Annotated in this window: 20 protein-coding genes and 1 pseudogene; 2 read left to right on the top strand and 19 right to left on the bottom strand. The window is 37.3% G+C overall.

Features of this window, described 5'->3' with window-relative positions; translation table 11 throughout:
- Positions 1-227, top strand: a pseudogene (locus C8C76_RS15210) (IS4 family transposase); the annotation flags it as partial.
- Here the strand turns inward: C8C76_RS15210 and C8C76_RS13260 are convergent.
- The 16 genes from C8C76_RS13260 to adhE all read right to left on the bottom strand — a co-directional run bounded on the left by C8C76_RS13260 (position 185) and on the right by adhE (position 19,580).
- Positions 185-1,999, bottom strand: a complete 1,815-nt coding sequence (locus C8C76_RS13260; RefSeq protein ID WP_108142448.1) for an SLC13 family permease — start codon at positions 1,997-1,999, stop codon at positions 185-187. The pseudogene C8C76_RS15210 and the gene C8C76_RS13260 overlap by 43 nt on opposite strands.
- Position 2,000: 1 nt before the next feature.
- Complete coding sequence (locus tag C8C76_RS13255) at positions 2,001-2,537, bottom strand: DUF6691 family protein (protein WP_108142446.1); 537 nt, start codon at positions 2,535-2,537, stop codon at positions 2,001-2,003.
- A gap of 19 nt (positions 2,538-2,556) precedes the next feature.
- Positions 2,557-3,069, bottom strand: coding sequence for a YeeE/YedE thiosulfate transporter family protein (locus C8C76_RS13250; protein WP_108142444.1), 513 nt, complete (start codon positions 3,067-3,069; stop codon positions 2,557-2,559).
- A gap of 96 nt (positions 3,070-3,165) precedes the next feature.
- Positions 3,166-3,789 (bottom strand): NUDIX hydrolase, encoded by a 624-nt coding sequence (locus tag C8C76_RS13245; RefSeq protein ID WP_258222572.1) that lies wholly within the window; start codon positions 3,787-3,789, stop codon positions 3,166-3,168.
- A 108-nt stretch (positions 3,790-3,897) separates the two neighbouring features.
- Positions 3,898-5,343 (bottom strand): Asp-tRNA(Asn)/Glu-tRNA(Gln) amidotransferase subunit GatB, encoded by a 1,446-nt coding sequence (gene gatB / locus C8C76_RS13240; protein ID WP_108142440.1) that lies wholly within the window; start codon positions 5,341-5,343, stop codon positions 3,898-3,900.
- A 21-nt stretch (positions 5,344-5,364) separates the two neighbouring features.
- Complete coding sequence (gene gatA / locus C8C76_RS13235; protein WP_108142438.1) at positions 5,365-6,807, bottom strand: Asp-tRNA(Asn)/Glu-tRNA(Gln) amidotransferase subunit GatA; 1,443 nt, start codon at positions 6,805-6,807, stop codon at positions 5,365-5,367.
- A gap of 25 nt (positions 6,808-6,832) precedes the next feature.
- Complete coding sequence (gatC, locus tag C8C76_RS13230; protein WP_108142436.1) at positions 6,833-7,120, bottom strand: Asp-tRNA(Asn)/Glu-tRNA(Gln) amidotransferase subunit GatC; 288 nt, start codon at positions 7,118-7,120, stop codon at positions 6,833-6,835.
- 81 nt (positions 7,121-7,201) lie between these two features.
- Positions 7,202-9,217 carry an NAD-dependent DNA ligase LigA gene (gene ligA, locus C8C76_RS13225; RefSeq protein ID WP_108142434.1) on the bottom strand — a complete coding sequence of 672 codons (2,016 nt, stop codon included), beginning with the start codon at positions 9,215-9,217 and terminating at the stop codon, positions 7,202-7,204.
- Between the two features lie 12 nt (positions 9,218-9,229).
- Entirely contained in the window at positions 9,230-11,377 is a 2,148-nt protein-coding gene (pcrA, locus tag C8C76_RS13220; RefSeq protein ID WP_108142432.1) for a DNA helicase PcrA, read from the bottom strand.
- A 26-nt stretch (positions 11,378-11,403) separates the two neighbouring features.
- A complete protein-coding gene (locus C8C76_RS13215; protein ID WP_108142430.1) occupies positions 11,404-11,847 on the bottom strand; it encodes a GIY-YIG nuclease family protein in 444 nt (147 codons plus the stop codon).
- A 158-nt stretch (positions 11,848-12,005) separates the two neighbouring features.
- Positions 12,006-13,424 (bottom strand): monomeric [FeFe] hydrogenase, encoded by a 1,419-nt coding sequence (locus tag C8C76_RS13210; protein WP_108142428.1) that lies wholly within the window; start codon positions 13,422-13,424, stop codon positions 12,006-12,008.
- Positions 13,425-13,437: 13 nt separating this feature from the next.
- Positions 13,438-13,677 (bottom strand): NADH-quinone oxidoreductase subunit NuoE family protein, encoded by a 240-nt coding sequence (locus C8C76_RS13205; protein ID WP_108142426.1) that lies wholly within the window; start codon positions 13,675-13,677, stop codon positions 13,438-13,440.
- Positions 13,678-13,696: 19 nt separating this feature from the next.
- Positions 13,697-14,851: a SpoIIE family protein phosphatase gene (locus tag C8C76_RS13200; protein ID WP_108142423.1), complete on the bottom strand. Its 1,155-nt coding sequence runs from the start codon at positions 14,849-14,851 to the stop codon at positions 13,697-13,699.
- Complete coding sequence (locus C8C76_RS13195) at positions 14,851-16,620, bottom strand: [Fe-Fe] hydrogenase large subunit C-terminal domain-containing protein (protein ID WP_258222570.1); 1,770 nt, start codon at positions 16,618-16,620, stop codon at positions 14,851-14,853. Before C8C76_RS13195 ends, C8C76_RS13200 begins: the two co-directional genes overlap by 1 nt.
- Entirely contained in the window at positions 16,571-16,819 is a 249-nt protein-coding gene (locus tag C8C76_RS13190) for a (2Fe-2S) ferredoxin domain-containing protein (RefSeq protein WP_108142421.1), read from the bottom strand. Before C8C76_RS13190 ends, C8C76_RS13195 begins: the two co-directional genes overlap by 50 nt.
- Before the next feature lie 166 nt (positions 16,820-16,985).
- On the bottom strand, positions 16,986-19,580 hold the full coding sequence (adhE, locus tag C8C76_RS13185; RefSeq protein ID WP_108142419.1) for a bifunctional acetaldehyde-CoA/alcohol dehydrogenase: 2,595 nt from the start codon (positions 19,578-19,580) through the stop codon (positions 16,986-16,988).
- 424 nt (positions 19,581-20,004) lie between these two features.
- Here adhE and hflX point away from each other — a divergent pair, with 424 nt between their 5' ends.
- Positions 20,005-21,216, top strand: coding sequence for a GTPase HflX (gene hflX, locus C8C76_RS13180; RefSeq protein WP_108142417.1), 1,212 nt, complete (start codon positions 20,005-20,007; stop codon positions 21,214-21,216).
- A gap of 38 nt (positions 21,217-21,254) precedes the next feature.
- Here hflX and hslO read toward each other — a convergent pair whose 3' ends face one another.
- The 3 genes from hslO to C8C76_RS13165 form a co-directional block, all read right to left on the bottom strand.
- Positions 21,255-22,196: an Hsp33 family molecular chaperone HslO gene (gene hslO / locus C8C76_RS13175; RefSeq protein WP_108142415.1), complete on the bottom strand. Its 942-nt coding sequence runs from the start codon at positions 22,194-22,196 to the stop codon at positions 21,255-21,257.
- A 116-nt stretch (positions 22,197-22,312) separates the two neighbouring features.
- Positions 22,313-22,603, bottom strand: coding sequence for a hypothetical protein (locus tag C8C76_RS13170; protein ID WP_108142413.1), 291 nt, complete (start codon positions 22,601-22,603; stop codon positions 22,313-22,315).
- Positions 22,604-23,302: a 2-phosphosulfolactate phosphatase gene (locus C8C76_RS13165; protein WP_108142411.1), complete on the bottom strand. Its 699-nt coding sequence runs from the start codon at positions 23,300-23,302 to the stop codon at positions 22,604-22,606.
- Between the last annotated feature and the right edge of the window lie 227 nt (positions 23,303-23,529).

Below are 23,529 nucleotides of genomic sequence, written 5' to 3'. Positions count from 1 at the left end.
ATGAAGACGAAAAGACTTTTGGCGGTATGTTTTTTGAATACTGTGATGAGCTAAAAGATTTAAGTCATATTGAAGCATTATTTTTAATCATAGACCTTTTCAAAAAGACTCTACATGATTATTCAACATTAACTGAAGAAAAGATAAATGACCTATTAGACTACTTTTTTGAGCTTCTTCCTGGTTATATCAAGAAATCATTAATGATTTCTAACGCCGAAAGTTGAGTTAAACTAGAAATAAAAATATAAGCTGAGGAGAGTAAAGCTCCTGCCTTTAAATAATCACTACTCTTATAATCACCGGCTGACATAAAATAGGCATTAACCTGGTAAGTTGGTAGAATAAATGAATTAGAAGCTGAAACTGCAGCCAGCAGAGCAAGTCCCCTTGCAGAAATACCAATCTGATTTCCGATTATCATTACCAGGGGAACCAGTACAACAGTAGCTGCAACATTTGACATAAATAATGTAAAAATACTTGCCAAAAGAGATACTGTTAAAAGAATTAAAAATACCGGCGCCTCCTGTAACGGCATGATTAATAAATTAGCCAGGTAACTAGCAGCCCCAGTTTTTTCCATAGCTATCCCCAGTGGAATTAAGCCTGATAATAAAAAAACTGTCTTCCAGTCAACTGCCTGATAAAGATCCTTAAGTTTAACAATTCCTGATAAAATTATAAGTACTGCCCCCGTAAAAAAAGCCAGCCCTATGTTAAAACCTAAAATAATTAGTAAAATGGACAGTAAAAATGACCCAATAGCTGCAAATGGTTTATTATTTGTAGCAGTCTTCTCCGGTAAAGAAGTGAGCAGAACAAGATCAGTTTCAGTCTTTAAACGCCTAATATTTTCATTGAGACCATAGACAACCAGTATATCTCCGGGTCTTAAAATGAAATCAGAAAAATCTCCAGTTATCTCTCTTTTTCCTCTAATCAAATGAACTGGATTAATGAAATAATTTTTTCTTAGTGCAATTTCTCTGATAGATTTCCCGACCATATCTGAATGCGGTGCTATCATCAGCTCAGCAAAAGCAGTGTTTTCCAGTTCGCGATGATCCAAATAATCATTATATTTTCCTTTTGAACTCAAATTATGATCTTCAGCAAATGAGTTCAAGTTATCTTCTTCTCCCATAATAATTACTTCTTGACCGGATGCAAATCTGGTAAAACGCCAGGGTGCATAAGCAATATCATCACCTTCCTTTATAGCTAGAAGGTAAAGATTATAACTGGACCAGAGTTTTGATTCTTCAAGAGTTTTATTTAAGAGCAGAGAATCATCGGTGATTAGATAACTGTGAACAGTAGTTGCCAGTTCCCAGTTTGAAATTAATCGCTGCTGTTTTTCTAAAAAACCTTCCTCCTTTTTTATTTCAGCAGGCAGCAGCTTTTTGCTAAAAAAATAAAAATAAGCAATCCCAAATAATAAAATAGGCAGACCAATAGGAAATACAGCAAAAAGGTTAAATGCCTCTGCATCCTGTTGAAGCAAGAGATCATTAAGAATAATTAGATTACCAGCTCCAACCATCGTCAGATTGCCTCCCAAAATTACTGCAAAACCAACTGGCATTAATACTTTTCTTAACGATAAATTCAACTTTGCTGTTATTTTCCTAACAACTGGTAAAAATAAAGCTATTACACCTATATTCTGCATCAAAGCGGAAACAAGCCCTGCCGAAAGAGAAAGAATAGCTGTTAGCTTTTTCTCATTTTCACCGGCAATTTTGAGCAGGGGCCTGGTGATTTTCTGCATTACTCCCGACTGTTCCATTCCATAACCAATAATCATAATTGCAATTATTGCTATCACTGCATTACTGGATAATCCGGAAAAAGCTTCAGCTGGAGTTAGAAGACCTGTCCAGCCAAGAGTTAACATTACTATAATTGCAATAATATCTACCCGAAAAGTTTCAGTTATAAATAATATTATTGTTGTAAACAGAACTATTAAGGTTAAGGCTATTTCAAAATCCATCTTAAAACCCTATACTTTCAATCCAGACTAGAAAAATAATTATTACTGCTGATAAAGGAACAATAACCAGCCAGTGATTTATTTTGAAAAGCTCAGGAAAGGTGTTAAATTTAAATTTATTCTTTTCTATTAAATTATCATATCTCTCATAAAAAGCAGCAAATAGAAATGAACCGACAAAAATTCCTGAAAGTCCAAAAAGTAAAGCATCTACACTCCCCTGACCAATCGCTCCTGCAATTGTTCCTGGACAATATCCAAGTAAGGCAAAACCTGCTCCAAAAATCAGTGATCCGGGAATAGTTCTCCTTAGAGAACCTGATTTAGGTTTAAGTTCAACAAGCCCTCTATCACTTAAAAAATGAACTCCCAGCATCCCAACAACTACAGCTGTCAAAATGATTTTTGCCACGGTAAAATCCTCTAAAAGAAGCTGACCTACCAGCACATTATAATCTGTTACCCCACCACGCTGGAGCAGAAAGCCAAAAACAATTCCGGTAGCAAGCCCTTTAATTAATCTAGTTTTACTTTCCATATCACTTCACCTACCTTAATTAAAGAATTATAAATGCAGTTACAGCTCCACCAACAAAAAAGCCAATCAGACTAATCCAGCTGGCGATACTCAGCTGAAAAGTTCCACTAATACCATGTCCACTTGTACAGCCACCTGCAAGCCTGGCTCCAAATCCAAGGAAAATCCCACCCACAAAAGCAGAAAATAATCTTCCCAGAATGTTCTGATTTAAAATTGATTCGAAATCAGTTAGTGGTATTAAGCTTAGGTTAAACTCTCCAGAAAGAACTGCTGAAATAAAACTTCCGATTACAATTCCAATAACCAGCATCGACTGCCATTCAAGTTCTGGCTTATACTTCTGATAATATTTCCAATCATAAACCTCTGCCCCAAAGAAAACGGCTCCTAATTTAGCAGAGCCCCGGGCAAAAGTAGTAGAAGTTCCCAGTGCTTTCTTTGAAATTATAAAAGAAAACCAGCTTAAAACCCCAATTAATGAACCAACAATGTAAGGTGACCAGCTGTCTGCAAAAATAAAGTCCAGCATTAGAAATCAACTCCTTTATTCCAAGTAATTTGATTTTTTATCGATTATTAATACTAAATTATAGACAGACTTCTTAATTCCTCCTAAGAAAACAATTTAATGTTTTAAAATATCAATAAAAGTTTTTGTTATTTCTGCAGTAATCCCCCAGATAACACGGCCCTGATAGCGGTAAAAATAGATCTGATAATCTCCCTGACGCGGATTATATTTTTCTCCCTGAGGTAAAAGATGATAAGGAAAATCCTGATCAAACTCACTTTTTAAAACTGCTGCATATTTTTCAACCTGATGATTTAGAAAAAAGTCTAAGGGGACTGTAAAAATTTCTTCCACTTCGTAATTATTAACTTTGATTTCTTCAATTGATTTTACATTGATTTTTCCTACAAAGGCATAAATTATAAAATTAAAGGGTGTTATTAAATAATCCGTTTCCCCCAGCAGTTCAATTTTGTTCTCTGGAATCAAAAGCTCTTCACTGCATTCTCTAACAGCAGCCTGAGAAAATTCTTCTCCCCTCTCAATCCGCCCTCCTGGAAAAGAAACTTCTCCCGGTTGAGTATTTAAGTTCTTAGACCGCAGTTCATAGATTAAGTGGGTTTCTCCATCTATTTCAATTAGCGGAATTAAAACTGAAAAATAATGCTGGATTCTGGTTGGCCCGGGTATTCTATTTTGAATCTTTTCTCTTATATTTTCAATTTTCAAAAAAATCACCCTCAAAAATAGTATTCAGATAGCTGCTAATAATTTTACTGGCCCCCCTGAAATAAAAATTCACGGAGGCCAGTTAATAATTTATTGATTTACTTGCTTAGCTTCTGATTAATCCATTAATTTATCTCTGAGCATCTGATTTACCAGACCAGGATTAGCTTTACCTCTTGTTTCTTTCATTACCTGACCTACTAAAAATCCAATGGCTCGATCTTTACCATTTTGAACATCTTCTACAGCATCTGAATTTTCTGCAATAATTCCATCAACTATATTTTCTAATTCATCTTCATCACTAATCTGTTTTAAACCCTCTTCTTCGACAATAGTCTCTGGATCACTGCCGCTGTTGTACATTTTTTCAAATACTTCTTTGGCAATTTTACCGCTAATAACATCCTCATCAATTAGCTTCAGCATCCTGGCCAGATTGAGCGGAGTCACACCGGAATCAAATGGAGAATGATTATTTTCATTGAGCAGTCTTAAAAATTCACCCATCATCCAGTTACTTAAGTTTTTAGGGTCATCATAGTCTTTGAGCACTTCCTCAAAGAAAACTGCCATATCTTTATCTCCAGTCAGCACACCTGCGTCATATTCAGGCAGTCCCAGCTCAGAAACAAAGCGCTTATACTTTTCTCGCGGCAGCTCCGGAATCTCTTTGCGCATTTCTTCCTTCCAGGCTTCATTAATTTCTAGAGGAACCAAATCTGGCTCAGGGAAGTAGCGGTAATCATGTGCTTCTTCTTTACCGCGCATAGAAATAGTCTTATTTAAAGACTCATCCCAGGTTCTTGTTTCCTGAACAACTTCTCCACCTTCTTCCAGAAGTTGACGCTGTCTCTTCACCTCATATTCTAAGCCTTTTTCTACAGCACTAAAGGAGTTCATATTTTTAAGCTCTGCTTTAGTACCAAACTCCTCCTGACCAACAGGACGTAAAGAAACATTGGCATCACAACGCAGTGAACCCTCTTCCATGTTGCAGTCAGAAATATCAAGGTATTCCATAATCATTTTTAACTCAGTCAAATAGGCCTTTGCCTGAGCTGGAGTTCTCATATCAGGTTCACTAACTATCTCGATCAAAGGTACTCCAGTTCTGTTGTAATCAACTAAACTACCTTTTGATTTATCAATACTGCCTTCGTGGATTAATTTACCAGCATCCTCTTCTAAGTGGACTCTAGTTACACCAATATTAAAAATCCCCTCATCAGTTTCAATTTCAATTCTTCCATTTTCAGCAACCGGTAGATCAAACTGTGAAATCTGATAGGCTTTAGGTAAATCCGGATAAAAATAATTTTTACGGTCAAATTTAGAGTACTCAGCAATTTCACAGTTTAAAGCTAAACCTGCCATAATTGCATAATCTACTACTTTTTTATTTAAAACCGGCAGAGTCCCTGGTAAACCAAGGCAGACCGGACATGTATTTTCATTTGGTTCCTTACCAAATTCTGTACTACAGCCGCAGAAAATTTTAGATTCTGTGTTTAACTGTACATGGACTTCAAGTCCAATGACTGTTTCATATTTAGTGGACATTTTTTCACCTCTCTCAATAATTTATAGTTCTGCTCTCTTATCTTTGATATTTAATAATTTCTCTAAAGTATAGGCTGCCTGAATAATTTTTCCTTCACCAAAGTGAGGTCCAATTAACTGCAGTCCAATTGGCATCTGATTACTGTCAAAGCCGCAGGGAACTGACATTGCAGGCACACCAGCTATATTTATCGGTACTGTAAAGATATCAGTATAATACATTTCTAGAGGATCACTCTTTGAACCCAGCTCAATCGCTGTTGTAGGAGCTGTGGGAGTGACAATCAGATCAAAATCATTAAAAATCCGATCAAAATCATCTTTAATCAGAGTTCTAACCTTCTGTGCCTTAAGGTAATAAGCATCATAATAGCCTGAACTTAAAGCATAGGTACCAATCATAATTCTTCTTTTTACCTCATCGCCAAATCCTTCGTGACGGGTATTTGTGAACATCTCGCTGACATCAGAAGCATGCTCACTGCGCAGTCCATAGCGAACTCCATCATAGCGGGCCAGGTTAGAGCTGGCTTCTGCAGGAGCAATTACATAATAGGCTGCCAGTGCGTAAGAAGCATCTGTCATATGTACCGTTTCTACTTCAGCTCCTGCTTCTTTTAATTTTTCTACAGCTGCCATTACACTTTCTTTAACCTCTTTATCGAAGTCTAAATTGAAGTATTCCTCAGGAATACCGATCTTCATCCCGCTGACATCTTCTTTAAGATATTCAGTATAGTCTTCCTTTTTACCCTCAATCGAAGTTGAATCTTTTGGATCATGACCGGCAATTACATTCATCATAATTGCGCTGTCTTCAACATCTTTAGTTATGGGACCAATTTGATCTAAGGATGAAGCAAAGGCTACCAGGCCATAACGGGAAACCATCCCATAAGTGGGTTTTAAACCAACAACTCCACAGTAAGCTGCAGGCTGTCTAATTGAACCACCTGTATCTGATCCCAGAGCTGCTGCACATTCTCCTGCTGCAACTGCTGCTGCTGAACCACCACTCGATCCACCAGGTGCATGATTTAAATTCCAGGGGTTATGGGTGTTGAAAAAAGCAGAGTTCTCTGTTGAAGAACCCATAGCAAATTCATCCATATTAGTTTTTCCCATAATTACTGCCCCAGCTTCACTTAACTTTTCAACTGCTGTTGCATCATATGGTGGTTTATAATTTTCCAGCATTTTTGAAGCACAGCTGGTTTTTATGCCATCTGTTGACATATTATCTTTAACCGCAATTGGAATTCCAGCTAAGAGTCCATCCTTTTTCTTTTCATATGCTGCCAGTCCCTGATCTGCAAGCTGATCAGTTACTGTAATATAAGACTTAACACTATCCTCTACCTCATTTATCCTATCTGAATAGGCATTTTTAATTTCTGCAGGAGTCAGTTCTCCGGCAGCAATTTTATCTTTTAATTCGTGAATTGTTAGATCATAAATATTCATTTTATTTTCTTACCTCCTTAACTGCTTAATCTGACATGATTTTTGGTGCTCTAAACTGTCCGTCTTTCTCATCCGGTGCATTAGCCAGTGATTTTTCTCGCGGCAGCGACTCCTGAACCTCATCTTTACGCAGTACATTTTTCATAGGTACAGTATAGGCTGTTGGAACAACATCATCTGTGTCCAGTTCACTTAACTTATCAACATAGTCAAGTATTTCACCAATCTGCTCGGTGTATTTTTCCTTTTCTTCTTCATCAAGTTTAAGCTGTGCTAAACCTGCTGCATATTCTACATCCTTTTTATCAATCATTTAAATTTCCTCCTCACTTTAGGATAATTAGTAATAAAATATTTGAATTGCTAATCCTTAATGATTAGCATCTAAAAATACTTACTTCTCTGTTGAACTTTTTTCTTCAATTAAGTTCTTAAACTCAGCCTCAGTCAATATTTCAATCCCAAGTTCCTGAGCCTGATCATATTTAGAACCTGGGTTATCGCCAGCAACCAAATAATCAGTTTTAGAACTAACTGAAGAGACAGACCTTCCTCCTGCTTTTTCAACCAGATCCTTAACCTCTGAGCGGCTGTAATTATTTAAGGAACCGGTAAAAACAAACTTTAAACCTTCCAGAAACTTTTCTTTTTCTTCTTCCTCTTTCTGCAGTCGGATCCCAGCCTGCTTTAATCTACTCAAAAGGTCCCTATTGTGCCTCTCCTTAAAAAAGCCAACAATACTTTCGGCAATTACCGGACCAATTTCATCAATCGCCTCCAATTCTTCTGCTGAGGCTTCCTGCAGCTCATCTATAGAATTAAAGTTTGCTGCCAAAATTCTAGCAGCTCCAATTCCGACATGTCGAATTCCTAAAGCATAGAGAACTCTAAAAAAATCCCTGTCTTTACTTGCTTCAACTGCTTCGATAACATTTTGAGAAGATTTTTCTCCCATTCTATCTAAGTCTTTAAGATGTGACTGTTTTAAGAAATAAAGATCTGCATAATCTTCTATCAGATTATTTTCCAGCAGCTGTTCAATCAAGGCCGGTCCAACTCCATCTATATTCATTGCATCTCTGGAAACAAAGTGAAGAATACTTTCCTTGCGCTGGGCCGGACAGCTGATGTTTGTACAGCGTGTAACAGCCTCACCTTCAGGTCTAATTACCTCACCACCGCAGACAGGACACTGATCAGGCATTTCAAAAACTTTTTCAGACCCATCTCGCTCTTCTTTAATTACTTTTACAACTTCAGGAATAATATCTCCAGCCTTCTGCACTAAAACTGTATCTCCAATTCGAATATCTTTTCTTTTAATTTCATCTTCATTGTGCAGAGTTGCTCTACTCACTGTTGATCCAGCAAGCTCCACCGGCTCCAGAATGGCTGTAGGAGTTAAAGCACCAGTCCTCCCCAGTGAAATCTCTATATCTTTGATGACAGTTGTCTTCTGTTGAGCGGGGAATTTATAAGCAATTGCCCAGCGTGGCGACCTTGCTGTTGAACCCAACTTTTCCCTCAGTGAAAGATTATTTATCTTTATTACCAGGCCATCAATTTCAAAATCCAGACTTTCTCTGTCTTCCTGCCAGTGCTCACAGATTTCAATAACTGCTTCAATATCTGCAGCTGATTGATGCCAGTTGACTTTAAAACCCAGCTCCTTTAAATAAGAAAAAACTTCAAGGTGGGTTTCAAATTCTCTGGCTGAATGAGAAATAAGGTCATATATTAAAATTGATAAACTCCTCTGGGCAGCAATTTTACTGTCCAGCTGTCTAACTGAACCTGCAGCTGCATTGCGTGGATTAGCAAAGGTATCCTGATCATTTTCCAGTCTTTCTTCATTTAAACGCTGGAAATCACTTTTGGCTAAATAAATTTCTCCCCTGAGCTCCAGTTCTGCCTCCTCATCAATTTTTAAAGGAAGTGAGCGGATAGTTTTCATGTTTTTGGTAATATCCTCGCCAACTTCACCATTCCCCCGAGTAGCTCCAAGTTCAAAACTACCATTTCTATATCTCATTACTGCCGAAAGTCCATCAATTTTGTGTTCTACTACATACTGGTAATCTTCTCCACTGAGATTTTTTTGAACTCTCTGATCAAAATCTCTTAAATCTCCAGCATCAAAAGCATTATCAAGGCTGAGCATGGTCGAAGAATGCTCTACTTTTTCAAATTCATCCAGAACCTCCCCTCCAACTCTCTGGGTAGGAGAGTCCTCAGTTATTAGATCTGGAAATTCTTCCTCCAGTTTGATTAATTTCTGCATCAGTTGATCAAATTCAGCATCAGAAATTGAGGGATCATCAAGCACAAAATATTTATACTCATGCTCTCTTATTTTTTCTCTTAAAGCTTTAATTTTCTTTTCAGCTTTCTCTTTAGTTGTTTTTGTCATCTTAACACCTACCTACACTTTCTGTATTGGAGCATATTCTGCCAGTAAATTTCTGGTCTTTCCTTCTGCAAAGGCAATTTTCAATTCCGGATTTTCTTTGCCTCTAATTGAAAGAATTGTACCAATTCCCCAGCGGGGGTGGACAATTTTTTGCCCAATAGCATAATCAGTACCAGAATTATCACTGTGAATCATTTCTTCTTCTCTGGCCATATCAGAACGGGTATCCGCCGCTCCAGAAATCAGATCAGCTGGTATTTCTTCAATGAATTGAGAGGGGGGGTTCATTTTTCTTTCTCCAAAACGAAGTCTAACCTGAGCCCTGCTTAAAAAGAGTCTCTCTTCAGCCCTGGTCATCCCCACATAACAGAGCCGCCTTTCTTCCTCCATCCCTTTTCGTTCAAACATTGAATTAGAATGAGGAAAAATCCCCTCTTCCATCCCCACCAGAAATACTACCGGAAATTCCAGTCCTTTGGCAGAATGAATAGTCATTAAGGTTAAAAAACTCTGATCTTCTTCCATAGAATCAATATCTGACATTAAAGTGACTTCCTCTAAAAATCCAGCCAGCGTATTATTATCACTGTTTTTCATATACTCATTAATAACAGAGAATAGTTCTTCTATATTTTCCAGTCTGCTTTCTGCTTCAGCAGTTTTTTCTTCTTCAAGATTATGGCGGTAGCCACTTTTATCTAAAAGTTTTTCGGTCAATCTTGCCAGAGCAATCTCATCCTGTTCTGCTCTTAACTCCTCAATAATTTCTGTAAAATGAAGAACTCTTTTAGCATAAGTCCCACTTAAAGCAGGATTTTCTTTAGATTTTAGAGCAGCCTCATATAAGTTGAGGCCTTCTGCTTCAGCAAAATCCTGAACTTTGCCCAGAGTCCCCGCACCAATTCCTCTTTTGGGGCGGTTGATAATCCTTAAAAAACTGATATCATCAGCTGGATTATAAATCAGACGCAGATAGGCCATAATATCTTTGATTTCCATCCGTTCATAAAAACGGACCCCACCGACTATCTGATAGGGGATACCATATTTCATCAGCATATCTTCAAACGCTCTAGATTGAGAATTTGTTCTGTACAAAACAGCCAGGTCATCAAAAGTTAGCTCTTCATTTTCTGTTAACTCCTTAGCAGTTCTGCAGACAAAATCAGCTTCTTCTTTTTCATCCTTTGCTTCATATAATTCCAGTTTAGGTCCTTCACCCTGGTCTGTCCAGAGCTCTTTTTCTTTGCGGGAAGCATTATTTTTAATAACTGCCTGAGCAGCCTTTAAAATATTCCCCTTAGAGCGGTAATTCTGCTCTAGACGAATCGTTTTAACATCAGGATAATCATCCTCAAAATTTAGGATGTTCCGAATATCCGCTCCTCGAAAACCGTAAATCCCCTGGTCAGGATCACCCACAACACAGACATTGCGGTACTGCTCTGCCAGTAAGTTTACAAGCTGATACTGGGCATGGTTAACATCCTGGTACTCATCGACCAGAATATACTTAAAACGCTCCTGATAGTGTTCTAAAACCAGTGGGAATTCTTCAAAAAGTCTTACAGTCTGCTGAATTAAATCATCAAAATCCATAGCATTATTTTCCTTGAGCCGTTTTTGATATTCTTCGTAAATTTCAGCAGCAGTCTGGTCAAAAAAGCTGCCAGAGACTGCACTCATCTGCTCTGGAGTTTTAAGTTCATTTTTTGCATTCGAAATTTTATTTAAAACTGATCTGGGTTTGATTTTTTTGGGATCTAAATTTTTTGACTTTAAAACCTCTTTCACCAGTTTTCGCTGATCAAGACTGTCAAAAATAACAAAGTTTTTATTATAGCCCAGCTTTTCTGCCTCTCGCCTCAAAATACGGACACAAAAAGAGTGAAAAGTGCTGACCCAGAGGCTGCTGTTTACTCCACCCACCATATCTTTTACTCTTTCTTTCATCTCATTTGCTGCTTTATTGGTAAAAGTAACGGCTAAAATATTATAGGGAGATACCCCATAATGGTTAATTAAATATCCAATTCTTCTGGTCAAAACTCTTGTTTTTCCACTGCCGGCACCTGCAAGCACCAGTTCCGGACCCTGGTGATGTTCTACTGCCTTTTTTTGAGCCGGATTAAGATTTTTCAGAATTTCACTGTCTTCCACCGAACCACTTCCTTATTAAAATCATTTTATTTACTAAATTCATTAAATTCTTTTTCTACATTTTTATCATTTATTAATTCTTCTACGATTTTACTACCTGCTGCCTCTGAAAAATATATTAAATGACTGCCGCAGCTGCAGTCACTGGCTCCAAAACCACTGACTGGTGTTTTGCCTCCATTTTCTTTTAAAATCTGAGCCAGAAAACATTCGCCCTCTCCCGGCAGCTCAAAATAAAAATCAGCTTCTAATTCAGATTCAGCTAAAAAATAATCTATATGCCAGTGAAATTTCTTATCACTGCTGTAGTGGCGCTCAATTCTTGCTTTAAGGTTGCGCTGAGCTGTGCCGGCATAAAAATAATAACCGGGAGAAAAAATCTTTTTGCCGAGAGCTCCAATCTTAATTTCTTTTTCTGTCTCCAATTTTATCTTTAAAATATAAACTCCACCATCAGGATATTTAGGCATCTAAATCACTCCACTAACTAATCATATTCTGGCTTTAATCAAGTGTTTCCTGCATATTGAACAGAAAAAATGCCGGTATCCCGGCATTTCAATTATAATACATTTATAAGTTTTTATCAATTTTTAAGCAGAAATTTAAGCAGTTTAGAACTAAAAAATCAATCAACTTTTGCAAATTCTTTGACCAGCTTTTTTGCCAGATTTTGATTGATCATTGAAAATGGTCCCCCAACACAGCCTCCTGTACAGGCCATCCCCTCCAGAAAATTATATTTGTGTTTATCCGCCTTAATTAAAAGAAGTTCTTTTTTCAATTTCCCCAGTCCATCTACCTGTTTGCTTTCAAAATCAGCTGCAACCATTTCCTGTAGAGATTTCTGCAGCCCACCTGCATAGGCAAACTGTCTGCCCAGCTCCCCTGCATCTTCAAATTTTTCTTCTTTAGTTATTTGAGCTAAATTAATATTGCTGGCGGTAAATAGTGCGAGCAGTTCGGCAAAAGTTAAAACATAATCAACATTTTTATCTTTTAGAGCCTCTGCTTTTTTTGCTGTACAGGGGCCAACAAAGACAGTTTTAAATCTTGGGTTTTTACTCTTAATTTCTGCCGCGGTTACTGCCATCGGTGAATCTGTACTGGAAATCAGAGCGGAAAGTTCTTCAAATTCATTCTCTACCATGGATTTGAAAGCAGGACAGCAGGAGGAAAATAATGTCTCATTAGCTTCAATTTTTTCGGTTAATTCTTCAGCCTCAGCTGCTGCTGTTATTTCAGCTCCAGCTGCAACTTCTCTGACCAGCTCAAAACCAATTTTTTTCAGAGCATATTTTACCTTTGCTGCACTCTGCTGATGTCCAAATTGGCCTAAAAATGAAGGGGCAAGCATCACAGCCAGTTTGCTTTCTTCAGCAAATAGATTTACTGCAACTTCAATCAAATCACTAACTGCTGTTATCGCTCCAAAAGGACAGGCTGCAATACAGCTGCCGCAGCTGACACATTTATCTCTATCAATTTTAGCCTGGCGGTTGGAATCAGAACTGATGGCATCAAGTTCACAGGCTCTGCTGCAGGGACGCTGATTTTCTAAAATAGCATTATAAGAGCAGGCCCGGGCACATTTTCCACACTCCACACATTTCTCCTGATCGATATAGGCTTTGTTTTGAATAATTACTATCGCATTTACCGGACAGGCATTAACACATTTATGAGCCACACAATTTCTGCAGGCATCTGTAACAATGTATTTATCAATCGGACAGCTGTCACAGGCCATATCAATTACCTCGACCACACTACTTATTTTCTGCTGACGAGGAAAAGAAGCTGCCAGTTCTTCTAATCCCCGATCCTTATTCTCAGCAATATTAAAGCCAAGTACTGCTTTGATTCGTTCATCAAAAATGGCTCTTTCCTTAAATTCACAGCATCTGTAGCGGGGTGTGTCTTTAGTTATCATTCTTTCAGAGAGGCTGGAAATTTCAGAAGTCAGATTTCCCGCTTTAACGAGTTTCAGCAGTTCAATATATAATCTTCTCTTTAATTTAACAACTTCAGAAATATTATTACTCATCTTGTTGACACTCCTATCTTATATTTTCTCTTATAATCTTATCTAGTTTTTCCGGGTTTAGATCCTGATAAACTTTACCATTAAATTCTGCGACCGGCGCCTTTTCACAGCAGTTATCAATACAGTGACTTGTTTTTAACTCTATCTTTTCCCGTAGCTTATGATTAAGATTTTCTACAGACTCCAGCAGATCAGCAGCTCCCATCAAGTGGCAGGGGGTTCCTATACATATTTTTAAAGTATTTTTAGACATCTATTCCACCTCCTCTGGCTTAAAACCATTCAATTTCAACCTTCTTTTTTATTCTCCGAAGCTGTTCAGCAATCTGACTTATTATCTGGCTTCTAATTCCTAAATTAATGGGCAGGTTCAGGCTCTGATGAGATTCGTTAACAGCTCGCCCCACCAAAAATCTAACACTGTCACTTTCTAAAAGTAGTCGGGTGAAACGAGAAGCTCCATCTTTACCAGCAGCCGGAATCTGACCCGGTTTATATTTTTTTAACAGTGAAAGAACCCTATTTAATGTCAATAACCCTTCAGTTAGGAGATCAAAGCCCTCCATTTGACTGGTTGGAGGAATATCTTTATCATAATATTTTAGTCCAACCTCCAGTTTTTTATTCAGTTCGCGAGCTGCAATTTGAGCTGTTGTACCGCCACAAATTATTTTTTTACCCTCGGCCTCAGAGATTTTTTCCGCAAGCAGACTGTCATCCTCTGCTTTTAAGGGAGGACCACTCCAGATATTCACTTTTCTTTTTTTTCTGTATTTCATTCCGATAATTGTAAAATCATCACCGGCCTGATCTCCATAAAAGGTATTAAAAACTTTAACCAGCTTATTAATATTATATTTTAAATCAGCCTGATTTCTTCTGACTGTTCTTTCAATTTCTTTAGCAACTCCATCCCAGCCCAGACCAAAATTTAAAAGTCCACCTATACCAGCATGAGTCACCCCATCACTAACTAGAAATAGCTGGTCTGATCGCTGAAATTTAAAATTGGCTTCTCTAATTTTTTTACCTTCTAATTCAAATTCTCGATAATTTAATTTCTGCACCTGATTATTTCTAAATAAAAAAGCTGAGGGGCTATCAATTTCTATCAGCCGAAGCTGATGTTTTTGATCAATTATTAAAAAAGCCAGGGTTGCATAAGCAATTCCTCTGACTTCACAGACCGGAAGTGTTGCCAGGATTGTTGAAAGAATTTCTTTTAAAGGTAATTCCTTTTCCAGCAGTCCGGAGGCAATTTTGGAAGTCAGGGTAGAAAGAATATTAGCTTTAATACCACTTCCCAGACCATCTGATAGAACAACAATGGTTTTTTTATTTTTTTTGATAATTTCTACATTATCACCACAGACTTCTTCTCCGCCTTTAGGAATTGATCTATAAAACTCTTCAAAAACCAGATCCATTAATCATCACCAGCCTGCAGCAAATCTGCGAGTTCTGTTAAAGCCGCTTTAGTCTCTACAGTTGTTTCCCCTAAAAGTCCAGCTATTTCCTGAACAGTCTGCATCTGTTTATTGACAACATCATTTGTCTTTTCCACAGCTACTTTTTTCATCTTCTGCAGTTTAAGCCGCTGTTTTTCCTGCTGACTGATATCAGTTAAAATACCGACTATTACTTTATGCTCCTTGAGAGCAAAAATTGTCTGATCAACGATAATAGTTCCATTTTTATAAGAACATTTTTGGTGAATAAGGCGCTGATTATGATTCCAGACTTTTTGAAAGCTGCTGCTGTCAATGAATTTATCCAGTTTTATTCCCTTCAGTTCTCTGCCTTTCTGGGCAAATAATTCCCGGGCCACCGGGTTAAATTTTTGAATTTGCATCTGATCATTGACCACTATAATTGCATTATGTGATGACTCCACAATAATTTGAGAAAGAGACTCTGCTCGTGATTTCATATAGGGAATACACATTTTCTTTTCTGCAAAGCCGTGATAAACCGCTGCTGCCTTTTCCCGGCAGCTGGAATAGCCGCAGCCGCCGCAGTCTTTTTCATCCTCCTTCTTTTCTTTAGCAATCGCAGCTAGAATTTTTCTGATTTCTGACTCTGGCACTTCAGGCAGCTTCATTTTTTTATTCTGATGTTTTCTTTGAATCGATATTTCTGGATCTGCTGGAAGATAACTTTTTACTTTATTTTTTTTATTTGCGGATAAATAATTATGAACTTCTAACTCTTTTAAAGGAATACTCAATTCATTATTAATTGCCGGTCCATTAATACAGCCACCGCTACAGGCAAGAAGTTCTACCAGCTCGACTTTTATCTTTCCTTCATCTCTTTTTAAGTCCTCCAAAAAATTTATGATATTATCCAGCCCACTTAAATGCAGAGCCTTATTTCCACATCCAGGGTCAGCTCGGAGTAAATCTGCTGCCTTTACCGCCCCACCAGAAAGTGCATAATCTGCAGTCAGCTGGGTGGCAGGAAGGTCAACTTCTGCTTCTTTCAGTTCAGCAACTTCTATTCCCTGCTGCTCTAAAAAAAGCCTCAGGTGTTCAAAAGTTATTACAATATCAGGCCGGTAATCTCTTCTTTTTTCATTTTTTGCTTCTTCAATTTTAGCCAGACAGGGACCAATAAAAACAACTCTTGCCCGCTCAAATTTATTTTTTAATTCAGCAGTCTGCAGCATCATTGGCGAAAGAACTGAAGCCAGCTGCGGCAATAATTCAGGATAGTGTTTTTCAATTAAATTAACTACTGCCGGACAGCAGGAAGTCATCAGTGTTTGATCCATTTTCTTTCTTTCTTCTTTAAACTGCTGTACTACTCGTGCTGCAGCTTCTGCAGTCTCCGCTACATAATCAAAGCCAATTAATTTTAAAGCATTAATTAGCTGTCCGGGTTTGAGATCAGGAAAAGCTGCTGCAAAAGATGGTGCTATAGATGCTACTAAAAAACTGTCAGATTCTAAAAAAGCCTGCAATTTATTTTCCTCAAACAGGGCACTTTTTGCTCCCTGGGGACAGGTCTTAATACAGTTACCACAGTAAATACACTTTTCTTCAATGATAAAAGCCTGATTGTCTTTAAATCCGATTGCCGCCACCGGACACTCCCTCAGACACTTATGACAGTCCTTGCAGCTGGCAGGCTTGACAATTAGTGTCTCATTCATTTTGATCAGCCAGCAGATGCCTTTTAAAAATTTTTCTGGCATTCTCCTCAGTAACTGCTGCTATTTTTTGGTCATTTATCTCTATATTAACTCCTTCAGTACAGTTTCCCTGACAGAAACTGCCGGAAATTTTGACATCTTTAAGTTGGTTTTTTTTAATTTCTTCTTTAAAGATTTCAATTATTTTTTCTGATCCCTTTAGATGGCAGCTGCTGCCAACACAAATAATAATTTCATTCATTTTGACTCCTCCTAAGTTTTATCTGACAGAATGCTTAAGAACTTAAATTATAATTTTGCGAAGATTAGTAAAATATCTACTATATACGATATTTCGAATCACAAAAAGATGCTCTGGGGAGAGCATCTTTCTGCATAGAGTATATTTTAGCATTTGGGCAAATTTATTATAAATCTCCTTTAAAAGACTTTTGATAGAGCTCTCTGATTTCAGAAATCAGTGGATAGCGGGGGTTTGCTGCTGTACACTGATCATCAAAGGCTAATTCGGAGATTTTATCAACTTTAGCATTAAACTGTTCTTCTGTTACTCCTGCTGCTTTAATTGTTGCAGGAATATCTAATTCTGCTTTCAATTCATTTATCGCATCTATTAAAAGATCAACCTTTTCCTCAGGAGTTCTTCCACCCAGTCCCAGGTGATCTGCTATTTTTGCATATCTAATCTTGGCTCTTGGATATTTGTACTGAGGAAAAGCTGCCTGTTTAACCGGTTTATCACTGGAGTTATACTTAATTACATTATTAATCAGTAGGGCATTTGCCAGTCCATGTGATAAATGAAAAGCTGAGCCCAGCTTATGAGCCATTGAGTGACAGACTCCTAAAAAGGCATTGGCAAAGGCCATCCCGGCAGTTGTAGCAGCATAATGAATCTTTTCTTTTGCTTTACGAGCATCTGCTCCACCATGATAGGATTCAGGTAAATATTTAAAGATTAACCTAATTGCTTCTAAAGATAAACCTCTGGTATATTCACTTGATAAAACTGAAACATAAGCCTCTATTGCATGAACTAAAGCATCTATTCCAGAGTGTGCTGTCAGTGTTTTAGGCATTGAAAGCACTAGATCGGGATCAACAATTGCCATATTAGGTGTTAGCTCATAATCTGCAATCGGATACTTAATCCCTGTACTGTCATCTGTTACTACTGCAAAAGGAGTCACTTCTGAACCGGTACCGGAAGTAGTTGGAATCGCAACTAATTCAGCTTTATTTCCAAGCTCAGGAAATTTATAGATTCTCTTTCTGATATCCATAAAGGTCATTGACAGTTCTTTAAACTCAGCCTCAGGATGTTCATATAAGAGCCAGGCAATTTTAGCTGCATCCATTGGTGAACCACCACCAAGAGCAATAATTAAATCTGGATTAAAGCTCTGCATCTGTTTAACTGCTTTTCGGACCATTGAAATTTCTGGATCCGGCTCAACATCGGCAAAAACTCTATAATCAACACCATATTTATCCAGTTCATCAGTTATGCGGTCAGTATAACCCATCTTTGCCAGCGGCTTGTCTGTCATGATAAAGGCCCGCTTTTTATCCTTCAGTTCGGCTAGAGCAGAAGGTAGAGCACCATATTTAAAATAAATATTTTCAGGAACTTTAAACCAGAGCATGTTTTCTTTTCTTTCTGCAGTTGTTTTTGTATTCATTAAATGTTTTACCCCCACGTTTTCACTGACTGAATTTCCACCCCATGATCCACAACCTAAGGTTAATGATGGCTCGAGCTTAAAGTTATAAATGTCACCAATAGCTCCCTGAGATGAAGGCATATTTACTAAAATTCTACCTGTCTTCATCTGATGACTGAAATAATCTTTGCGCTCCTCATTTATTCTGTCAGTATATAAAACGGAGGTGTGGCCAATTCCACCAAACTTAACTAATTCTACTGCATTTGCCACTGCAGCTTTAAAATCAGATGCTTTGTATAAAGCAAGAGTTGGTGATAATTTTTCATAAGAAAATGGCTCTTCTTTACCAACCTCTTCTACTTCTGCAATTAATACTTTAGCATCCTGCGGCACATTCACCCCTGCCATAGCTGCAATATCATGGGCACTCTGCCCTACAACTTTGGCATTAATGTGGCCGTCAACCAGAAGAAGCTCGGAAACTTTTTTTCTTTCAGCTTCACTTAAAATATAAGCTCCGCGATCTTCAAATTCTTTTTTAACTTTATTATAAACTTCGTCAACTACAGTTACTGATTGCTCAGAAGCACAGATAACTCCGTTGTCAAAAGTTTTACTCATCAAGATTGAACTTACCGCCATTTTAAGATGAGCAGTCTCATCGATTACCGCCGGTGTATTACCTGCACCAACTCCAATAGCCGGTTTACCGGAGGAATAAGCTGCTTTAACCATTCCTGGGCCACCAGTTGCCAGAATCATGCTGACTTTGGGATGCTGCATTAAATGCTGTGATAACTCGATTGAAGGCTGATCAATCCAGCCGATAATATTTTCCGGAGCTCCCGCCTCCACTGCAGCTTCTAAAATAGTTTTGGCTGCTTCAATTGTACATTCTTTAGCACTGGGATGCGGAGAAAAGATAATAGCATTTCTGGTCTTTAAAGAAATTAAAGACTTAAAAATTGTGGTCGAAGTTGGATTGGTTACCGGAACTATTCCAGCAATTATTCCAATCGGCTCTGCAATTTTTTTAACACCATGAGCAGTATCCTCTTCCAAAATTCCGCAGGTTTTTTCATCACGATACTTATTATAAATATATTCTGATGAAAAATGATTTTTAATTACCTTGTCTTCAACAATTCCCATTCCTGTATCCTCAACAGCCAGTTTAGCCAGCTGAATCCGCTGATCATTAGCAGCAATCGATGCTCTTCTAAAAATCTCATCAACTTCTTTTTGGCTGTACTGTGCATATTTCTCCTGAGCGGCTTCTACTTCAGAAATCATCTCATCAAATTCTTCTACTGTACTTACCTCTTTAAACTTCATTAATTATCCTCCTTTTGGACTTATAAAGTTATTGTGAAGATTATAACAAAAGCTAATAAAAAAATATTTTGTTTATGAAATAAAATTATAGTGGTTGTTAAATCAGTCTTTTAACCTGATATCTTATCTGACATTTATAGAATAACATGCATAAATTATAATATCAAGTATAAAAGTGTTTAATTTCACATTATAATAAGCTTTTAAATTATATTAGCTCTCATTTTCTAGCAAACTGCACAATTATTCTTTGATTTAGTTAGAAATAAGCTCTAATATTTTAGATTACTTTAAAAAATGTTATAATGAATTTAGTTAATAATAAAACGATTCTTCTTAACTTTAAAATTGATGATCAGGGGATGATAATATTAATAACAAATTTGAAATCAATCAAGATAATGATATGTATCAGGTAGCACAAATGGAAGAAAAAGCTGTTCTGGTTGGCTTAAACGAAGGAGAATTAAATGAACTGAAACTGCTGGTTGAAACAGCAGGTGCAGAAAGTATTTTGAAAATGACCTATCATGACCGCAAAATTGATCCTGCTTATTATATTGGCAGTGGTAAGGTTAGAGAAATTAAAGAAGCAGCAGAAACTGTAGAGGCAAACTTAATTGTTTTTGACAACGAGCTTTCTCCTGTTCAGCAGCGTAATCTGGAAGATGAAATTGAGATTAAAGTAATTGACCGCTCTCAGGTAATTTTAGATATTTTTGCCCGCCACGCCCACAGCCGTGAAAGTAAAATTCAGGTGGAACTTGCCCAGTTAGAATATCGTCTTCCCCGTCTGCAGGGACGAGGAGTGGAAATGTCAAGACTTGCAGGTGGAATTGGAACTCGTGGTCCTGGTGAGACAAAACTCGAAGTTGACCGCCGTCGAATTGAAAAGAAAATTCACCGTTTAAAAGAAAATTTAAAGGAAATTAAAGCCAGTAGAGAAGTTCAGCGCAGCAGCCGGCGTGACCCGCTAGCAGCACTTGTTGGTTATACAAATGCAGGTAAATCAACACTAATGAACAGACTTGCTGGAGCTGACAGTTATACTGCTGATAAATTGTTTGCGACCCTTGATTCTACCATGAGGCAGCTGGAGTTACCTGTAGGCCAGAATATTATTTTAAGTGACACAGTTGGCTTTATCAGCAAGCTTCCCCACCAGCTGGTAGCTTCTTTTAGAACTACCCTGGAAGAAATTGAAAATGCTGATATTATTCTGCATCTAATCGATGCTTCAAACTCTAATCTGGAAAAAAATATTAAAGTTGTAAATAATGAAATCAGAGAACTTGTAGAGCCCGATTGTAAAATTATCAAAGTTTTTAATAAAATTGATTTAATCGAAGAATCGCAACTAAATGATCTGAAAATAATTTATCCAGATGCACTTTTCATTTCAGCTCTAAAAGGAATTAATACTGATTCTGTTATTAAAAAATTAAATGAGATTATCAGTGAAGAAATGGTCGAAGTAGAACTGGATCTTCCCTATTCTGAAGCATCCTGGGTAGAAAAAATTCACAATACAGCTAAGGTTTATGAAGAGAAATACCAAAAAAATAATATATATTTAAAAGCCTTACTGCCCCGAACTACAGCAGCAAAGCTAAAAAAATACCGCAGAGAAGTTTAAAATCTCTGCGGTTTAATTAGTTGCTAATATTTAGCCATTTATTTGTTATCTTCAGGTTCAACTACAATTTGATCTGTATCAACTTCTGGAATATCTTTTTCTCTTGCTTCTAATTCAGCCAGCAGTTCTTCTACTTCTTCTCTATCAAAAGTATAAGTGTTATTACAGAAATGACAGCGAACTTCAATTTCACCCTCTTCAGCCAGCGTCTCTTCTATATCTTCTTTACCAAGCCCTGCTATTAACTCATAACTTCTTTCTCTGCTGCAGCGGCATTTAAACTTAACATCTTTGCGGGCCATAATTCGATAATCCATATCTCCCAGCAGTTCCTCTAACAATTCTTCCGGTGTCATTCCTGCTTCAATTAATTTGCTGACTGAACTCACCTTAGCTAGATTATCTTCCAGCATCTGAATTGTTTCTTCCGAAGCATCTGGCAGTAATTGAATAAGAAATCCACCAGCTGCTTTAACACTGAGGTCTGTGTCCACTAATACTCCCAGCCCCACAGCGGATGGTACCTGCTCTGAAGCTGTAAAATAATAAGTTAAATCTTCCCCAATCTCACCCGAAATCAGGGGTACACTTCCTGTATAAGGTTCTTTCATTCTCATAATTTTGGTCAGTGAAAGTTCTCCTGCCCCAACAGCTTTTGCTACATCAAGTTTACCTGAATCAGTCTGATACAAGTCAAGATTAGGATTCTGAATATATCCCCTTACTTCACCTTCCTGATTGGCATCAGCTACTATTTTCCCGGCAGGACCCGTGCCTTCGATTTTTAAAACTATCTCATCGCCAGATTTAACTAAGGATCCAGTTAATAAAGCACCGGTAATTACTCGTCCTAAAGCAGCAGTTGCCACCGGGGTGGTCTGATGTCTTTCCTGTGCTTCCCTGACAACTTCAGTTGATTTAACTGCCAGAGCTCTAATTTCTTTATTAGTTGTTATTGCTCGAATTAAATAATCATCCATTATCCAATCTCCTCCAGATTAATTATCCTAAAAATAAATTGCCTACTTTAATTGTCCATACATTATTTTATTAAATTCAGCTCTAATGTCAAATTAGAGAATCAAAATTTTTCGTTTTAATTCTCACCGAGGCTAAAAATATTATTAAAAACACCTAAATATTTAACCTCACTCTCTGATTTCTGCAGAGTAAAAATACTGAAGAAGACATAATCATCAACCTCAGTCTGTAATTCAAGCATCGGTGCAGCTACTGCCCCTCCAAAAATCCTTTCTAGATCACTTTCTGCCTCAGCTCTGATTTCTGCTACCCCCCAGTTAATAAATTCTTCCCGAGAAGGATTTGTAACTGCTGCTCCAACTAATAGAACTAAAATAATTACTAAGCTTATTAAAACATTTTTCATTTAATCCACCTCTTTTCTTATCAATTGATAAATATCAGAATCTATCTGCTCTGCCCTGATCACAAAATTAAATTTATTTAATTTTAAACAGTATTCAAAATCCTGTTTGGGCATTTCTGATTGTGTCTCATCTGCAAAAAACCTGTCTCCAGCAGGACTTCTTAGCCTAGCCTTAATTTCAGCCTGAGCAAGAGTTTTTTTGCCTTTTAGCAGATTTGCTAACTGATCAACATAAAGATTATCTTCGTCTGCCTCTGTCACTCCATTATTGCCCATTGCAACCAGTGAAACAGTTTCGGGATTTTTGCTTTTAATATATTCTGCAGCTGCTGAAATATTAACAAAACTACCGGTTATAACCTCAGCTGCATTTTCAGCAGCAATGATTCCCTTAGTTCCTGCACTGGTACTTAAGATTATTTCCTTCCCCATAAAATTATGCTGAGAAATAAAATAAGGAGAATTATTAAAATCAAAATCCTCAATTTTAATTCCTTTTCTTTCGCCAATTAAAACCGGATTATTTAATTCCTTTTTTAACTTGCGAGCAGTTTCCACTTTACTGACAATAAATATCTTTTCTGCCTGATTTGCAAAAAGGTAAGCCGCGGTTGTATAGGCTCTGAAAACATCAATGATTACTGTTAGCCCTTCTGCTTTAGCTGCTCCCTCTAAAAACTTGAAATTTTTAATCTTCATCTTCTCTTCTCACATCCCTGACTCTTTTTATTATACTATAGATTTCATTTATTCAATATCAAATCACTAGCATTGCATAAAAATATTTAAGAAAAGTCAAGTTCGATTTTTAGCGAAAATACTTGCTTAAATTAGAAAAACTCCTTATAATTGGGATTAGGATAGTCTTTGTCCAAATCCCAAAAAATAAGGAGCATATACTATGGACAAAGATATCACAGAAACCA

The organism is Halanaerobium saccharolyticum (genome assembly GCF_003053565.1).
GTDB classification, from domain to species: domain Bacteria; phylum Bacillota; class Halanaerobiia; order Halanaerobiales; family Halanaerobiaceae; genus Halanaerobium; species Halanaerobium saccharolyticum_B.
The sequence above is the reverse complement of the archived record's forward strand: the minus strand, read 5'-3'. Positions and strand labels throughout refer to the sequence as shown.

Bases quoted from the DNA above. Each gene is read 5' to 3' on its own strand.
- C8C76_RS13170 (WP_108142413.1), bottom strand. From the start codon at position 22,603: ATGAAAAATGTTTTAATAAGCTTAGTAATTATTTTAGTTCTATTAGTT.
- gatB (WP_108142440.1), bottom strand. From the start codon at position 5,343: ATGTCCACTAAATATGAAACAGTCATTGGACTTGAAGTCCATGTACAG.
- C8C76_RS13195 (WP_258222570.1), bottom strand. From the start codon at position 16,620: ATGCCAGAAAAATTTTTAAAAGGCATCTGCTGGCTGATCAAAATGAAT.
- C8C76_RS13200 (WP_108142423.1), bottom strand. From the start codon at position 14,851: ATGGATCTGGTTTTTGAAGAGTTTTATAGATCAATTCCTAAAGGCGGA.
- adhE (WP_108142419.1), bottom strand. From the start codon at position 19,580: ATGAAGTTTAAAGAGGTAAGTACAGTAGAAGAATTTGATGAGATGATT.
- C8C76_RS13250 (WP_108142444.1), bottom strand. From the start codon at position 3,069: ATGCTGGACTTTATTTTTGCAGACAGCTGGTCACCTTACATTGTTGGT.
- hslO (WP_108142415.1), bottom strand. From the start codon at position 22,196: ATGGATGATTATTTAATTCGAGCAATAACAACTAATAAAGAAATTAGA.
- gatA (WP_108142438.1), bottom strand. From the start codon at position 6,807: ATGAATATTTATGATCTAACAATTCACGAATTAAAAGATAAAATTGCT.
- ligA (WP_108142434.1), bottom strand. From the start codon at position 9,217: ATGACAAAAACAACTAAAGAGAAAGCTGAAAAGAAAATTAAAGCTTTA.
- C8C76_RS13165 (WP_108142411.1), bottom strand. From the start codon at position 23,302: ATGAAGATTAAAAATTTCAAGTTTTTAGAGGGAGCAGCTAAAGCAGAA.
- gatC (WP_108142436.1), bottom strand. From the start codon at position 7,120: ATGATTGATAAAAAGGATGTAGAATATGCAGCAGGTTTAGCACAGCTT.
- C8C76_RS13215 (WP_108142430.1), bottom strand. From the start codon at position 11,847: ATGCCTAAATATCCTGATGGTGGAGTTTATATTTTAAAGATAAAATTG.
- C8C76_RS13190 (WP_108142421.1), bottom strand. From the start codon at position 16,819: ATGAATGAAATTATTATTTGTGTTGGCAGCAGCTGCCATCTAAAGGGA.
- C8C76_RS13210 (WP_108142428.1), bottom strand. From the start codon at position 13,424: ATGAGTAATAATATTTCTGAAGTTGTTAAATTAAAGAGAAGATTATAT.
- C8C76_RS13260 (WP_108142448.1), bottom strand. From the start codon at position 1,999: ATGGATTTTGAAATAGCCTTAACCTTAATAGTTCTGTTTACAACAATA.
- C8C76_RS13255 (WP_108142446.1), bottom strand. From the start codon at position 2,537: ATGGAAAGTAAAACTAGATTAATTAAAGGGCTTGCTACCGGAATTGTT.
- C8C76_RS13205 (WP_108142426.1), bottom strand. From the start codon at position 13,677: ATGTCTAAAAATACTTTAAAAATATGTATAGGAACCCCCTGCCACTTG.
- hflX (WP_108142417.1), top strand. From the start codon at position 20,005: ATGGAAGAAAAAGCTGTTCTGGTTGGCTTAAACGAAGGAGAATTAAAT.